The sequence below is a fragment of the Pseudomonas sp. NFACC10-1 genome (assembly GCF_900119195.1).
GTDB lineage: Bacteria > Pseudomonadota > Gammaproteobacteria > Pseudomonadales > Pseudomonadaceae > Aquipseudomonas > Aquipseudomonas cerasi.
In genome coordinates this window covers 15617-31616 of record NZ_FPJB01000011.1, presented here as the reverse complement: position 1 = coordinate 31616, position 16000 = coordinate 15617, and the positions used below count along the sequence as shown (strand labels likewise).

Below are 16000 nucleotides of genomic sequence, written 5' to 3'. Positions count from 1 at the left end.
GACTCTCATTTCCGACTTAAGTTCCTTAGCCAAAACAATAACTTAGCAGTTTGTGTGGCAATCGTGTTACTCGTCGGAATTGCATTGCTACATTCTTCACTTGACACCAAGATCGCGCCGTCATCCCTATGAGATTCCATACATGAAGTATTCCTCGATACTGTTGTTGTCTCTTACCTTGATCAGCGGTGCGGCGTCTGCAGGCAACCTTGAGTCAGGCGTAGGCGGAGCATTGGGTGGGGTACTCGGTTCGGTCGTCGGTCAGCAGATCGGCGGCAGCACTGGTTCAGCAATTGGCGCGGGTGTCGGCGGCGCAGCCGGTGGCGCTGTAGGCGCAGACCGTCGCAACCGCACAGAAGCAGCCATTGGCGGCGGTCTGGGCGCTGCGGGCGGTAACGTGCTGGGTCGCAGCGTCGGCGGCAACACCGGCAGCCTGGTCGGCTCGGCGGTAGGTGGCGGCGGCGGTGCTGCGCTTGGCAACTACATGGGCAACGAAAGCCGCAGCGATGATCGTCGTTATCGTGGTGGCCGTGATCATGGCCATCGCCCGAAGCACCACGGCCATCGCCGTCATCGTGACTGATACCACCGTCAGTTGCTGAAGCACAAAAAACCGGCCGCTCTTTAGCGGCCGGTTTTCATTTGTCTGTCGCAATGCAGGTTCAGGACTGGATGCAGAGCATCGTCCCCTTGGTCAGATCACTTTGTACGTGTAGTCAGTTGCCAGCCATGGCCTGCACCCACGTCCTGACCTGTGCGTACGGATAGTCCTCCAGCACCGCAAACCCGGTGGTGGCGCGGGCTTTGAGCTTGGTGAACAGCGGCACGCTGATGCCACACAAAAAACGCGTCAGGCAGTCAGGGCTGGGCCGCTGGCCGGTATAGTCCTGGTGCTTGTGGATAAACTCGCTGCACAGGTGCTGAAAGTCCCGATTCGCCAGGGGCTCCAACGCGGGTGGTTCGGGCAGGTGGGCGACTTCGCCAAGGCAGACCGAGCAATGCCCGCAGCGCTCCGGCGCATTGTGATCACCGAAGTACCGCGCCAGCCGATGGGTCAGGCACTGGTCACTGGCGAACACGTCCAGCATGGTGTGAATGCGCGCAACTTCAGTGGCTTCGTGATGAGCGAAATAATCGTGCAATTCGATGCTCAAGGCCTGTGCATCAAAGTCGCTGCGCAACAGGCTGTAAACCTCGGTCATCTGTTTGCTTTCAAGCTCGATCCAGCCTTTTTCCTGAAAGTAATCCAGCGCCTTGACCACCCGCCCGCGCTCGGCGCCGTATTGCTGGTACATCGCCTCGAAATCGACGGTGGCCCAGGTCCTTGCGCGGTGTGAAGTGTCGATCAGGGCTTGAACGAAGTCACGTCGCTCCCCCTCGAAACGCGCCATCAGGTCTTGCGGCTGAAGCAGAAACTTGAAGCGGTACTCGGCAAAATACGCGTAGCGCGGCGCAATGATCCCGCGCAGTTCCAGTTGCACCAGCAGGGTCTTCAACGGTAATTGACGAATGTTGCTGAGGTCGGCGAGCGGCCCGAGCAGAAATTCCCACTGCCCGTCATGACGCGCCCCAAGCAGATCCTCCAGCACACGAGCAATCCCCTCGCGCTCCGGCGTATCGCCGTACACGAAGTTCTCCAGCACGTTGAGACTGTCGCGGTTGGCCAGCACCAGACAATCCGAAGCAGCACCATCACGCCCGGCCCGACCGATTTCCTGGCTGTAGTTCTCGATGGATTTGGGCAGGTCGAAATGCACCACGTTGCGAATGTCGCTCTTGTCGATGCCCATCCCGAACGCGATGGTCGCCACGATGCAGTTCAGATGGCCGCCCATGAACTGCTTCTGGATCGACTCGCGCTGATCATTGGGCAGCCCGGCATGGTAGGCGCTGGCGGGCAGGCCATGCTGTTCCAGGTGAGCGGCGATGTGTTCGGCTGTCTTTTGCAGGGTCACGTAAACGATGGTCGGCTGCCCGCGACGCTCGTTGAGCCACTCCACCAGCAGGCGTCTTTTGTCACGGCCACTGACCGGCTTGACCCACAGGTGCAGGTTGGCGCGGTAGAAACCGGTGGTGATGACATCCTCGGGGGCGATGGCGAATTTGTCCTGCATGTCGATGATGACTTGCGGGGTCGCCGTGGCGGTCAGCAGCAATGTCTGAGGGATGTTGAATTCGCGCTGGTAGTCCGGCAGTTTCAGGTAGTCGGGGCGGAAGTTATGCCCCCACTCCGAGATGCAGTGCGCTTCGTCGACCACCAGCAAGGAAATCGGTACTTGAGCGATGAAACTGCGGAAACGCTCGTTCTTGAGGCGCTCGACCGAGATCATCAGAATCTTCAGCTCGCCGGAGCGTGCGCGCGCCATCACATCAGCGATCTCGTCGCGGCTCTGCGCCGAATCAATGCTCGCCGCCGAGATACCGTGGCGGTGCAGGAAGGCAAGCTGATCCTGAATCAGCGCCAGCAACGGCGACACCACCAGCGTCAAATGCGGCAACATCAGGGCAGGCAATTGGTAACATAGCGACTTGCCCGAACCTGTCGGAAAGATCGCCGCAGCCGAGCGTCCGGCCAGTACCGCACTGATGGCAGCCTCCTGCCCCGGCCGGAACTGTGTGTAGCCGAATACCTGTTCGAGACGCTGGTGCATTCGCGTTCCATCCATCAGTCAAAAAACGGCCTCAACCTTAACGCTCCAGGCCTGATGCACCTAGCACCAAAGCGTTGCAGAAACTCTACCCACCGGCCGATATCATTGTAATATCACCACCGAACATCGCTTGATCAGGAGCAGGAATGGATTCCCTACAGCAACCCGAGGACGACGGGATCATCCGCATTCAGCGCCTCGTGCCCGGTCAGGTCGATGTGGTGCTGGGCTCGCATCCACGCCGCAAGCGCGTCGATACGCCTCGCCGCTCACGCCCTTATGGCCTGTGGCTGGCGTGCCTTATTGCTGCAGCCTGCGTCGCCGGACTGATCACCTCACATGCGAGAGTTCCCAAAGCGCTGGCAGTACCGCCTGTTGTGCAGTCCGTACCTGAACCCGAGACAGTCGAGGCCGAGGCGCAATCCGTAGCCGCAGCCGATCCTGCGCCCGCGCAGATTCGAAAAACCGCAGAGCTTGTGCCGATCGCGGCCACTGTGGCGCCGCCCGCCCCCGTGCAGCCCTTGGATGACTGCATGAAAAACGGCAACGTCATCGATGAAGCGGTGGCGAACTGTCGATTCGGCCAGGTTCCTCGCCCCGCTCAGGCAGAATCGGCAACAGGCATGGTGTCTGCCGACTACATGGCCGATTTCAAGGCCAATGCTTCACGCAATTCTGCTCGTTCTTCCAAGCCTTACAGCGTCGCGACAGCCTCCATACGCGAAGCGGACGGCAGAAACCGCTACCGCGCGCAGTGGCGGATTTACGGCAACACGATCGATGGCGACAGCGTCTGCGAAAACTTCGCTATTCGTTCATTCGAACGGCGCGAGTGTCGCAAGGCCGCAGCGGTCAACTTCAGAGAACAGTGCCAAGAGTGGACCAAACGCGCGGCAAAAAACCGCGACGAGGACAGTAAAAACGCCCAGCAGCGCTATTGTGAGGTGACCACAAATTTCTCACCTTGAAAACAGGGCTGCGCGCTTCTGGCACAGCAGTTTCAACGGTGTTTTCTACTTTCCCGCTGCATGGCCGAGCCTCTGAGAATCCGCAAAAACGGACACATGTATAGCCAAAGGCTTACACGCAATGAAGTGAATGGCTATTTTGCAGCTGCAGTCAGAGCCGTAAGATTGGATCCAACAACTGGCGAACAAGGAGTTCGCCAGGATCAGGGACGATCGACCATCGCCGGGAAGGCAGCCGACAGGGAGTTGGAATGGTCTTGGTACAAACCCGCTTCGGCGGGTTTTTTATTGCCTGCGATTTTTGCCTCCAGCGGTCAAACCACCTCAAGATTTTCCTGACGCCAGATTTCCTGGTCTTCAAAGGCCCGTCCGAAGCTGAACCCATGAGGTATAGCGAAAGGCTTACACGCGCTGGAGGAACTTGGCTATTTCCGACCCGGCTCGCGCTCCGTAGTATTGGATCCATCAAGGGGTGAACAGGAGTTCACCCGGATCAAGGATGATCGACCATCGCCTCGGAGGCGTCCGACAGGAAGTCGGGATGGTCTTGGAAAAACCCGCTTCGGCGGGTTTTTTGTTGCCTGCAGAAAAGCTTTGCGCCGTACGCCGCCCCGCTCACAGCCAACCGCTTAACGCTTAACCTGCTCGAAGCGCTCTTGCAGCAAGTGTCGTGCAGTACCCGCATTGACGTAATCCGCAATCAACTCACCAAGCTCGTCTGGCTTGAGCTTTTTGCCGTCCCGGCTGAACCGCGCCAGCGCCAGAAGTACCCGGCGTTTTTTCCTGAACACTTTTGCATTCGGCGCAGAAAACGAACGTGAGACTCGCTCGGGTAAAGGCGCATCGTCTTGCAGATGCAGGGTCAGAAACGTGCCATAGGCCACATTCAGCTCAAAATCAGCGATGTGCTGGATCGGGACGGGGGACTTCAGGTTTGCGAAGACAAAGTGATCGGGCGTGAGCAGCAGAGCGGTCTTGTCAGCACGCAGACACATGCGCAGCGCAAATGGCAGCAGCGTCAGCATGAACGCCGCCAAGATGCCGCCCGCTATCAGCATAGAGTTGCGCTTCTCGGTCAGCCCCTGGGGAAATGACAGCGCTTCGGCTATCAGATAAATACCCAGCCCCAGCAGAGGGGCGAGGAATAGTGTTAGCAACAGCCCCCGCAGGCGAGCGCCCTCATGCAGAACGACATCACCGCTTACCGTTTTCGCGCGGGCACGCAGTTCGGTCACCACCTCAGCATCATTTGTCACGTGATGCTTGATGAAGTCCTTGGTAAGACGGGTGCGCAGTGCCTGGGGATTAACGAAGTAATGGTCCATCGCGGCGCGCGCCTGGGCCGCCACTACCGGCCGGGTGCCGCTGCGGATCGCCTCGTCGGCAGCAACCTGCAGCGCGGCGATACGTTCGCCGTTTGACGGGTGCGTATCCGAGGGATGCAGCAGCTGGACGGCCATTTCTTCGTCAGGCAGCGTGAATGTCTTGCCGGCCAGCTCGTGCAGCACGCTGTTCGGCAGATCCTTGGTAAACACCTCTCCGCGCCTTGGGTTGGTGGCCCGCGTGATATGCGTGTAGATCCGCTCCTGCAAAAGCGGGTCGATGGCCGAAATGCGCACCAGCGCCGAGGCAGCCGACGTATTGCCTGCCAGACTCGCCCCCGCGGCATCGGCGGCCAGCTCACGCACGCGGCTCCAGTGATTGACCGCGTGATCGAAGCTTTCCATGAAATACATGCCCAGCATGAACGCCGGACGCAGAATGGTGCGCTGTAGCCACCCGCTGACCATCATGTTTTCAGCGATCACCCCCAGGCTGCGACCGATGCCGTCGTAGATCGGCAGAAAGCGCAGGCTGTACTCGGTGTCTTCACCAGCGAAATGCGCCAGTTCGTGACCAATCACTGCACTCGTTTCAGCGGCATCGATCAGCCCAAGGTACAGGATCGGCACATGCAGAGTTCGCCCCTTGAGCACGGCGTCGGACGGCAGAAGGGAAACATCGCTCGAGGTGACGTAGAAGCCTTCGGTCATGCCCAGCACGATGTGATCAGGTGACAGCGCGCCAAGCCGTTCGGCCAGATCGCGAACATAGGCCCAGAGCACCGGTGCCTCTTCAGGCGTGACCTGCTGCCCCAGAACCTGCATCGCGGTGGGCTCGAACATGTGCAGCATGACGCCCAACTGCTTGCCCATCCGCCAGATCGAATACAGGCACGCAGCGACCAGCATCAGCACGACGATGATCAGCTTGAGTTCGCCCGCGGACATGCGCCCCACATGCCACAGGCCCAGGGCTTCGAAACAGAGGATTGCAGACACCGCCGCGCCCATGGCAACAATGTGCCCCACCAGGACGAACGGCAGAATCCGCCTGACCCTGCTGAAGGTGTGCAGCAATCGCTCGCGGGATTGACGTGCGCGTGCGCCGGCCCAGTTGAGCCCTGCCAGCCCAATGCCGCCGACCAGAGCCGCCAGCAGGCACAGCGCGATGACGGCGCGTGCCAGCCAAATAGTGACACTGCCCAGCACCACTACGAAATCGAGGCCCTGCTCTGCCTCATGGAGACGCGACAGAGCCTCCTTGAGGGTGATGTTTTCTCCGTCCATATCCATCGTTCGCGTGAGGGCGTCGGGCGACCTGGCAAGCCTTTCGAAATAGGGACGGGCATGCGCAAGGTCGGCCTGGATCTCGGTCAGGCGCTCGGTGTTTTCGACACTGCGCTGCAACTGCCAGACACCGATGAGGTTCAGGCCCAGAGGGAGCAGGATGAGTACAGCAATGAGCTTGTAGATTTTCATGAGGCAAGGCTCATAGAGGTGCGTCGCCGCTGGCTGTCCTTAGCGCGCACTAGGTCCGTCAGGCAAAACGCCTTTGGCGTCTGCGTGCATGCGCCCTGCCGTTGCTCGAGTACAAGCGTGAGGGCGCTGGCGGCGTTATACCCTGATTTGCAAAATGATGTAACAAAGCTACCCGCCTGACCTGTGTCGACCCACCTGGATTCGTGCGCCTCAGCGCTCGCAGTGCCATCATTCCCCATCCAGAAAAAAACGCCTGTAAGGCGAGTCCGTACATTTACCCTCTTCAGAGCTTGGAAAACCTGCAAATAAGTTCATCCTTCTAAGCTTAATTTACCCCCCTGATCGGATCCAAATACCACCCCAAAGCCCTTTGAAATCAACACTTACAGTTACATTATGGGTGAAATTCAATACAATGATGGCTCATAGTCATCATTGCTTACTGTAACGAAACCGAGAAAATATCCACCGTCTGTAGGAACTTTCCTACTAAAAATAGTGCCATAGACCACACTGCTGGCTAGACGACATCTATATGCCAGCACGAACTCCTCCCTCATTGTGGCGGTGTGTCTCGCAGTGACACACATGGCAAAACCACTTCATGAGCAGGTGTGCAGTCGAGAAATTCGCAACTTTTCCCCGTCCCCGGTCTGATCCGGGAAACGGTCGTGAAGGGTTCAAGGACGATGTACCGATGACTCAGACGTTCGATATAGAAGCATTGATAAAGCTGCGCAAGCAGACGCGCGCTATCTCCGACGCGCTCAAGGTGCAGGCGTCCGACTATCTGTCGACCCTCGCGCTGTTGATACGCCCGCAGACATTCTTCGGTGAATACCTGCAGGGTGCGCAGCGCAGCAGCGGCCGCGAGACTCAGCACCATTTCAAAGAGCTCAAGGAGCTCTATGACCGCATTGCTTCGGCAGAGCCGTTCAAGCTGGTCAATGAACTGGAAGTGCCCCTGAACCTGATCAGCACGACGCCCGAGCTGTTCCCGCTCGAATACGACATGGTGTTGTCACAAAGCGGGCAGACCATTCGCATCACCAGTCCGGTGCGTTGGGTGGTGGGCTTCAACTCGTTCGATCTGGCGCAGTTTCGCAAGGTCATCAAAGACCCGAATCGCAGCAGCGCCGAGCTGTATCGCTACGTTGTGCATTATCTGGTGCTGTTCTACTGCCTGAGCAAGTCGCCGGGCATGAGCAGGCTGTTCGAAGGGCTGCGCTTCCCGGTCAGTTTCGAGCGATTGAAAGACTTCGGCGACCTGCCGTTCTGCGTGATCAGCTCACCGGTGCGCTCAGAATTGCCGGATGAATCGGTGATTCGCAACAGCACGCAGATCGCAGGCAATACCAGTTTCGAAGAATTGGTCGGACACGAAAACATTCTGGAAATGAACGATGAAATCCGTCAGCGTCTGCTGCTGACGATTGAAGGACTCTAATCGCGCCCGGCCTGCCACAGGCCCGGTACGCAAACGACTTGCAGCGAGTTGCTCGCACAGGAGATGACGATGGCGAAGAAGGAAAGTACCCAGCACAAACTTGACCGCGTTCGCGCGCCTCGGGTCCACATCACTTACGACGTGGAGATTGGCGATGCTCAGGAAAAGAAAGAGCTGCCATTCGTTGTGGGCGTTATGGGCGATTTCTCCGGCAACCCGCTGGAGCCGCTGCCCAAGCTCAAGGATCGCAAGTTCATCTTCATCGACCGCGACAATTTCAATGGCGTCCTGAAAGGCATCAAGCCGCGCCTGGCGTATCGCGTCGACAACACCCTGGCAAAAGACGGCACCCAACTCGGTGTCGAGCTGAACTTCAATGCGCTGGAAGACTTCGAGCCGCAGAACGTCGTGCGTCAGGTCGAGCCGCTGCGCAAGCTGCTGGAAGTGCGCAACAAGCTGGCTGACCTGCGTAACAAGATGGGTGGCAACGACAAGCTTGAAGAACTGCTGATGGACGTGTTGCAGAACACTGAAAAGCTGAAAACCCTGGGCAAGGAGTTCGGCCGTGAAGCCGCCGTTCCTGCCACCGACAGCAAAGAGTAAGGAGGAGCCTGACGATGACCGATAAGCAACCCGTGACTCAGCAGGACAGCGCTCTGGTTGAAGTTGAAAACTTCGCCCCGCAATCTTCCCTGCTCGACAGCATCATTTCCGAAAGCCGCGTTGCACGCTCCGAAACCGAGCGCACCCGTACCCGCGATCTGATCGGCGAACTGGTGGCCCAGGTACTTGAAGGCGAAATGACGCCAAGCAAGGACCTGATTGCCGTGCTCGACGCGCGCATCGCCGAGATCGATTCGATGCTCTCCGAGCAAATGAACGAAATCATGCACGCCAGTGAGTTTCAGCAACTGGAAGCGTCCTGGCGCGGCCTGAAGTATCAGGTTGACCAGACCGAGACCAGCACCACGCTGAAGATTCACCTGCTCAACGCGTCGAAAAAAGACCTCGTGCGAGACCTCAAGGCGTCGTCCGAATTCGACCAGAGCGCACTGTTCAAGAAGATCTACGAAGAAGAGTACGGCACCTTCGGTGGTGCGCCGTTCGGCATGTTGCTGGGTGACTACGAGTTCAACCGCAACCCGGAAGACATGTACCTGCTGGAAGAGATCTCCCACGTGGCAGCCGCCGCTCACGCACCGTTCATCTCGGCTGCATCGCCTGAGCTGTTCGGTTGGGACTCGTTCACCGACATGGCCGGCCCTCGCGACCTGGCGAAGATCTTCGACACGGTCGAATACGCCAAGTGGAAGTCGTTCCGCGCCTCTGAAGACTCCCGCTATGTCGGCCTGACCCTGCCGCACGTGCTGGGTCGCCTGCCGTATGGCCCGGATACCACGCCCGTCGAAGAATTCAATTTCGTCGAAAGCGTCGATGGCCGTGACCACAATAAATATCTGTGGATGAACGCTGCCTATGCGCTGGGCACTCGTGTGACCGACGCATTCTCCCGCTACGGCTGGTGCGTAGCGATCCGTGGTGTGGAGGGCGGTGGTCTGGTCGAAGGCTTGCCGACGCACACCTTCAAGACCGATGACGGTGAAATCGCGCTCAAATGCCCGACTGAAATCGCCATCACCGACCGTCGCGAAAAGGAGCTGTCGGACCTCGGCTTCATTCCGCTGGTGCACTGCAAAGGTACCGACTACGCCGCGTTCTTCGGCACCCAGTCGACCCAGAAGCAGAAGCAGTACAACACCGACATTGCCAACGCCAACGCGCGTCTGTCGGCGCAACTGCAATACATCTTCGCGACCTCGCGTATCGCTCACTACATGAAAGCGATCATGCGCGACAAGATCGGCAGTTTTGCATCGCGCAAGGATGTCGAGTCGTTCCTCAACGAATGGCTGTCCGACTATGTCCTGCTTGATGACACCGCGAGCCAGGAAGCCAAAGCCAAGTTTCCCCTTCGTGAGGCAAGCGTAGAGGTCGTTGAAGTGCCAGGTAAACCAGGCGCTTATAAAGCCGTTGCGTTTCTGCGCCCGCACTATCAGCTGGATGAACTGACAGCATCCCTACGCCTCGTGGCAGAACTGCCACAGTCGACGCGCAGCTGACCTACTTCATCAGCCAGGGAGGCATAGTTGAATGAGTCGTTCTCCTCAATTAGTACCTACGCTACTTGATCGCCTGCTTGATGATGCTCCTCATCAAGCGAGCGAGGCGGTTTCCAAACGCCTCTGCTCGTTGGGCGAATACAAGGCCAGCCTGATCCGAGATCTCGAGACACTGGTCAATACACGTCAGTGCCTTGTCGCATCGAAACTCGATGACTATCCAGAGTTGGCGGGAACGATTCTCGAATATGGCATGCCCGACTTTACCAGCAAAGGCGTGCTCAACCCTGAAGACCGACGCCTCATACAGGCTCAACTGGAGCGGGCTATCACAGTCGGCGACCCACGTTTTCGCGCTGTAAAAGTACAACTGCTTAACCAACAGATTGGTCACCGCATGCTTACTTTTCGGGTTGACGCCGTGCTGCATCTTCAGGATGCAACGCGTCAGGTTTCCTTCGACGCGGTGTTGCAAGTCAATACCCAGGAATACAAAGTGCAGAACCTCAATTGATTCTCGACGATCTGCTGCCTTATTACGAAAAGGAGCTCTCGCACCTGCGCTTTCTCGGGCAGGAGTTCGCGCGTGAGTACCCAAAAATTGCGTCCCGGTTACTCATCGAAGGTGACAACTGCGAGGATCCGCATGCCGAGCGCTTGATTGAGGGCTTCTCATTTCTGGCAGCTCGCATACACAAGAAGCTTGACGACGAGTTTCCCGAAATTGTCGAAGCCTTTCTTGAAGTACTGTACCCACACTACCTACGCCCGACGCCCGCATTATCCATCGCGGAATTCAGTAGCGGGACAACCTCTACGCTGACTGCCTGCTACACCATCGAGCGGCATACGGAGATAAGTTCCAAGACCGTAGAGGGCGTGGCTTGCAAGTTCAGAACCTGCTACCCCGTCGACCTGTGGCCTATCGCGGTGCGCGATGCATCGTTTGTCGAACTGGAGCGCTCAGCTTTTAATGGGCACAGTGCGGATCTGGTGGCCTGCCTGAAAATTGGCCTGACCGCCACCACCCATCTCCACTTCGGCCAACTAGACATCGAGACCCTGCGCTTTTTCCTCGACGGCGAAAGCACGCTGATGCTGCAATTGTACGAGCTGCTATTCAACAATTTGGCTAAGGCCACTGTCAGTTTTACAGAGCAGGGAAAACGTCGGGAAATCGGTCTGCCACAGGGTGCGTTGAAAGCGGTTGGTTTTGAGCGCGATGAAGGTCTGGTGGATTACTCGGAACGCTCGTTCCTCGGGTACAGACTGCTGCACGACTACTTTACGTTTCCGGACAAATTCATGTTCGTCGATATTGGAGGACTCAAGAGAAGCCTGGCTGATCGAGACCTCAAGGATATCGAGATCAACTTCTATTTTGCTCATTACGAAATGGGCGATCGGCTTGCGCGGCTTGCACAAAATCTAGGGCGTAATAATTTCAAACTTGGATGCACTCCGATCATCAACCTGTTCAAACATCAGGCCGAGCCGGTCAAGCTCACTCATACACGGCACGAATACGCCGTTACCCCCGATGTCAGGCTGCAGGGGCATGCAGAAGTAGTCTCCATCGACCGCGTACAGCGGGTCAAAAAAATAGCCGGTACTGACACCGTCAGCGAGTGCAACCCGTTTTTCGAGCCTAGAGGTGACCTGGGGCCAGACGCCTGCTATTGGATCGGCCGGCGGCGCCCCTCCAGACACGGCAAGCAGGGCGGCACGGAAATGGTTATACGAGTCGTGGATCGCGAACTCGATCTGATCGACGCAGGTAGTGATTCGTTGAGCATATCGCTGACTTGCAGTAACCGGGACTTACCGCAGCTGCTCAGTTACGGAGGCAGCCAGAGCGACTTCATATTTGAAAATGATGGTGTGGTCGACGGTATCCGGCTATTGCGCAAACCTACAATGACAGCGCGCGTGCCTCTGGGCGACGGTTTGATCTGGCGGCTGATTTCTCACTTGTCCCTGAATCACATGTCGCTGGTGTCACAGGGTAAGGAGGTGCTTCAGGAAATGCTGAGCCTCTACAACTATCGACGCGGACTGGCAGTTAGAAAGCAGATCAGCGGAATCCTGTCGATCAAGAGTGAGGCTGTTGTCGTGCGTATCGGCCACCCCCGTCCCAACTTCGTGCGTGGGGTAGGCATCACCCTGGAGCTAGACGAAAGCCAATACATCGGCAGCGGCGTATTCCTGTTCGGCAAGGTTCTTGATCACTTTTTCGGACAGTACTGCACCGTCAACAGTTTTACCCAACTTACCCTTCGTACCCGCCAGCGGGAAAAGAGAATTGTGCAATGGCCACCCAGAACGGGCGATCAACCTCTGGTCTGATCGATCAGGCACGCGCAGAGCCTTACCGGTTTGAGTTTTTCCAACTGGTCAGGCTGCTGCGTCTGCATTACAGCAGAGCAGGACGTATTGATCCCGAAGCGCGCCCGCATGAGGACCCGCTGCGCTTTCGTACGCAGCTGTCGCTGAACTTTCCCGTGAGCGAAGTCAGCGATCTCAAATTCGAGCGCTTCGAGGATTCGACTGCTGCTGAACAGGCATTGACCGAAGTTCAGGTAACATTCATGGGGTTGATAGGGCCCTCAGGAGTACTGCCCCGTCCTTACACTGAAATGCTCATGAACCGGCATATTCAGCAGAGGGACGATGGTGCCCATGCGTTTCTGGATGTGTTCTCCCATCGCATGATCGCTCTCTTCTATCAGTCATGGCAGAAATACAAGTTTCACATCGAACATGAGCGCAAGGGTTCATCGGATTTCGAGCGCTATATGCTCAATCTGGTGGGTTTTGGCAAGCAAAGCCAGAAGCGAAAATTTGGCGCGGGCGGCTCACCTGTTCGACAGGAGTTATTCACCTACTTCTCGGGCTTGTTCACGCAGCGGCCTCGTAATCCGCACAATCTGGAAGTGATGTTGAGCTTCTACTTCGGACAACCCTTTTCACTGCGGCCCTTTGCCGGACGCTGGTTGAAACTTGAACCGGAGCAGTGCTCACAACTGGGACGTACCAATGCAACTCTCGGTGAAAGCGCGGTGGCTGGCAATCGCGTATGGGACTATCAATCCTGCGTGCGTATCGACATTGGTCCCTTGGACCTCGCTGAATATCAGCGTTTTCAACCAGGTAATGACGACTACAGAAAGCTGGTCGATGTGGTGCGTTTCTACCTTGGTCCCACCCTTGACTTTGAACTTGCTCCGCAGCTCAAACCCGAGGCGATCCCTCTGGCGCGTCTAGGCCGCAACACAAACACAGCGCTGGGCTGGCTTGGCTGGCTGAAACGGCCTGGCGAAAAAGTAAATCCGTCACGTTGCGCTGTTTTCCGTATTCCTTTTGATGGGGTCGCCCTGTGAACCTTAAGTCACTCTTTGCCAAGCTCAATGATACCTGCCGCAACGCAACCGAAAGCGCCGCTGCGCTGTGCCTCGCGGAACGTCACTACGAAGTCGATATCGAGCATGTATTGCTGCAGCTTCTTGAAGGCGACGATAACGATCTTCTGCCAATCTTGCGTCATTACGACGTAGTGATAGAGCGTCTGCAGTCGCAGTTGGCGAGTGCCATGAGTGACTTCAAGACAGGGAATACTCGCACCCCCGCTCTGTCCCCGCACATAACCCAACTGATCGAGCGGGCCTGGGTATTGGCTTCGATCGAATATGGCCAAAGCCTTATCCGAAGCGGCTTTTTGCTACAGGCCTTGCTCGACGATAAAGAACTGCGTCGGGTCATAGCCGCGTCAGCTCCTGAACTGGAAAAGATCAATGTTGACGATTTGAAAGCCAATCTCGAGGACTTCATTTCAGCCAGCAGCGAGTCACAGCAAAGCGCTTCTTTGCCAGCCGGAAACGATACTCAACGACCGGCAACCAAGGGCAACGGCAAGACTCCTGCCTTGGATCAATATACTGTGGACCTTACCCGCAGCGCGCGGGAAGGACGTATTGATCCGGTACTGGGACGCGAATTCGAAGTGCGCCAGATGGTCGATATCCTCACCCGTCGGCGGCAGAACAATCCGATTTTGACGGGAGAAGCAGGTGTCGGTAAAACCGCAGTAGTTGAGGGCCTGGCATTGCGTATTGCTCTGGGCGATGTGCCAACGCCACTCAAGGATGTCGCTATTCATACACTCGATCTGGGCCTGCTGCAGGCAGGAGCCGGGATCAAGGGCGAATTCGAGAACCGTCTCAAATCGGTGATTGAAGAAACAAAGCGCAGCGTGCATCCAATCATTCTTTTTATCGATGAAGCCCATACGCTGATTGGCTCAGGTGGCCAGGCAGGACAGAACGATGCGGCCAACCTCCTCAAACCAGCCTTGGCGCGCGGCGAACTGCGGACTATTGCCGCCACTACGTGGGCCGAGTACAAAAAATACTTCGAGAAGGATGCTGCCCTCGCCCGCCGCTTTCAGGTAGTAAAAGTAGAGGAGCCGGAAGAAGATCAGGCAATCTACATGTTGCGTGGCCTCTTGGAAAAAATGCAGGAGCACCATCGGGTAGCGGTCATGGACGAAGCGCTCGTCATGGCTGTCCGCCTGTCCAATCGCTACATCACAGGCAGGCAATTGCCGGACAAGGCCGTCAGCGTACTGGATACCGCCTGCGCGCGTGTCGCGCTAGGCCAGACATCACAGCCCGGCATGCTCGAAGATTGCCGGCGCATGATTGACAACCTGCGCACCGAAATATCTCTGCTGGAAAAGGAACAGATCAAAGGCAGCGACCATCAGCGCCGACTTGCTCAACTCAGTGCAGAACTGACCGACGCCGAGAAACGCGAACAGGAACTGGTCACACAGTGGCAACGCGAATTGGAACTGGTCAAACAGTTGCACGAACTTAGCGAACAGACCACAGGGCAGGACCACCGCACCGAGCTTGCCGACCTACGGGCCGAGCTTGCAAAAGTTCAGGGTGAGCAGCCATTGGTGCATGCGCTGGTAGACGGGGCCACCATTGGTGAAGTGATCTCCGGCTGGACAGGTATCCCACTGGGCAAAATGCTGCGCGACGAGATTGATACCGTCCAGCGCTTACCTGCACTGCTGGCCGAACGCGTTCTTGGTCAGGACCATGCTCTGCATGAAATAGGCAAACGCATCAAGATTTCCCGTGCGCGCATGGAAGACCCCAATAAGCCAATCGGCGTATTTCTATTGCTTGGCCCAAGCGGTGTTGGCAAAACGGAAACCGCGCTGGCATTGGCCGATACGCTGTACGGCGGTGAACGCAATGTCATCACGATCAATATGTCCGAGTATCAGGAAGCCCACACTGTCTCCAGTCTCAAGGGCTCACCGCCGGGCTACGTCGGATACGGCGAAGGCGGCGTACTGACTGAAGCTGTGCGTCGCAAACCCTACAGCGTCGTATTACTGGATGAAGTCGAAAAGGCCCATCCGGACGTGCTCGAACTGTTTTTCCAGGTATTCGACAAAGGCGTACTGGATGACGGCGAAGGACGCGAAATCAACTTCCGTAACACGGTGATTATCCTCACGTCCAATGTCGGCACCGAGCACATCATGCAGACGTGTCTCGGAGTCAGCGAGCTACCCGCCCCCGCCCAGATCGTCGAAGACCTGCGCGACCAGCTCAACAACGTTTTCAAACCTGCATTTCTTGGGCGCTTGAGTATTGTTCCGTATTACCCGGTACAGGACGCCGTGCTCGAGCGCATTGTCGGTCTGAAGCTAGCGCGTATCCGTGAGCGTTTCGAACGAAATCATCAGGCCTCTCTAGAGTTCAGCCCGGAGCTGGTGCCCACGATTGCCGCACGCTGCACGGAAGTCGACAGCGGAGCCCGGAACATCGACAACATCCTGTCCGGCACATTGATGCCTGAATTGGCAGAGCACGTGTTGGCACGTATGGCAGAAGACAAACCCGTCAATAGCATGAGCATCGGCCTTGATGAGGCCGGAGGCTTTTCGTACACCGTGGCGTAGACGACAACCGGAATTCGGATGAGATTCAGCGTC

The 16000-nt window shown here is 57.1% G+C and carries 11 protein-coding genes; 9 read left to right on the top strand and 2 right to left on the bottom strand.

The window, feature by feature from the left end:
- Window positions 1–142 precede the first annotated feature (142 nt).
- Window positions 143–583, top strand: a complete 441-nt coding sequence (locus BT119_RS24840; protein ID WP_003372307.1) for a glycine zipper domain-containing protein — start codon at window positions 143–145, stop codon at window positions 581–583.
- Window positions 584–716: 133 nt separating this feature from the next.
- Here the strand turns inward: BT119_RS24840 and BT119_RS24835 are convergent, their stop codons facing one another.
- On the bottom strand, window positions 717–2651 hold the full coding sequence (locus BT119_RS24835) for a RecQ family ATP-dependent DNA helicase (protein ID WP_046720164.1): 1935 nt from the start codon (window positions 2649–2651) through the stop codon (window positions 717–719).
- A 146-nt stretch (window positions 2652–2797) separates the two neighbouring features.
- On the opposite strand from BT119_RS24835, the gene BT119_RS24830 reads away from it, so the two are divergent.
- Window positions 2798–3619 carry a hypothetical protein gene (locus BT119_RS24830; protein ID WP_072367088.1) on the top strand — a complete coding sequence of 274 codons (822 nt, stop codon included), beginning with the start codon at window positions 2798–2800 and terminating at the stop codon, window positions 3617–3619.
- A 629-nt stretch (window positions 3620–4248) separates the two neighbouring features.
- Here the strand turns inward: BT119_RS24830 and BT119_RS24820 are convergent.
- On the bottom strand, window positions 4249–6420 hold the full coding sequence (locus BT119_RS24820; protein WP_072367086.1) for a M48 family metallopeptidase: 2172 nt from the start codon (window positions 6418–6420) through the stop codon (window positions 4249–4251).
- Window positions 6421–7117: 697 nt separating this feature from the next.
- Between BT119_RS24820 and BT119_RS24810 the strand changes: the two genes are divergently transcribed.
- From BT119_RS24810 to tssH, 7 genes are all read left to right on the top strand, one after another.
- Window positions 7118–7867, top strand: a complete 750-nt coding sequence (locus BT119_RS24810) for a hypothetical protein (protein ID WP_002551426.1) — start codon at window positions 7118–7120, stop codon at window positions 7865–7867.
- A gap of 69 nt (window positions 7868–7936) precedes the next feature.
- The gene (tssB, locus tag BT119_RS24805) at window positions 7937–8470 is read left to right on the top strand and encodes a type VI secretion system contractile sheath small subunit (protein ID WP_005734097.1); all 534 of its coding nucleotides are present in this window, start codon (window positions 7937–7939) and stop codon (window positions 8468–8470) included.
- 14 nt (window positions 8471–8484) lie between these two features.
- Entirely contained in the window at window positions 8485–9987 is a 1503-nt protein-coding gene (gene tssC, locus BT119_RS24800) for a type VI secretion system contractile sheath large subunit (RefSeq protein ID WP_024662929.1), read from the top strand.
- Window positions 9988–10018: 31 nt separating this feature from the next.
- Entirely contained in the window at window positions 10019–10501 is a 483-nt protein-coding gene (gene tssE / locus BT119_RS24795; protein WP_003372320.1) for a type VI secretion system baseplate subunit TssE, read from the top strand.
- Window positions 10501–12333, top strand: coding sequence for a type VI secretion system baseplate subunit TssF (tssF, locus tag BT119_RS24790; protein ID WP_072367110.1), 1833 nt, complete (start codon window positions 10501–10503; stop codon window positions 12331–12333). The genes tssE and tssF overlap by 1 nt, the downstream gene beginning before the upstream one ends.
- Window positions 12297–13367 (top strand): type VI secretion system baseplate subunit TssG, encoded by a 1071-nt coding sequence (gene tssG, locus BT119_RS24785; RefSeq protein ID WP_072367085.1) that lies wholly within the window; start codon window positions 12297–12299, stop codon window positions 13365–13367. Before tssF ends, tssG begins: the two co-directional genes overlap by 37 nt.
- Window positions 13364–15967: a type VI secretion system ATPase TssH gene (tssH, locus tag BT119_RS24780; protein ID WP_072367084.1), complete on the top strand. Its 2604-nt coding sequence runs from the start codon at window positions 13364–13366 to the stop codon at window positions 15965–15967. Before tssG ends, tssH begins: the two co-directional genes overlap by 4 nt.
- Window positions 15968–16000 lie beyond the last annotated feature (33 nt).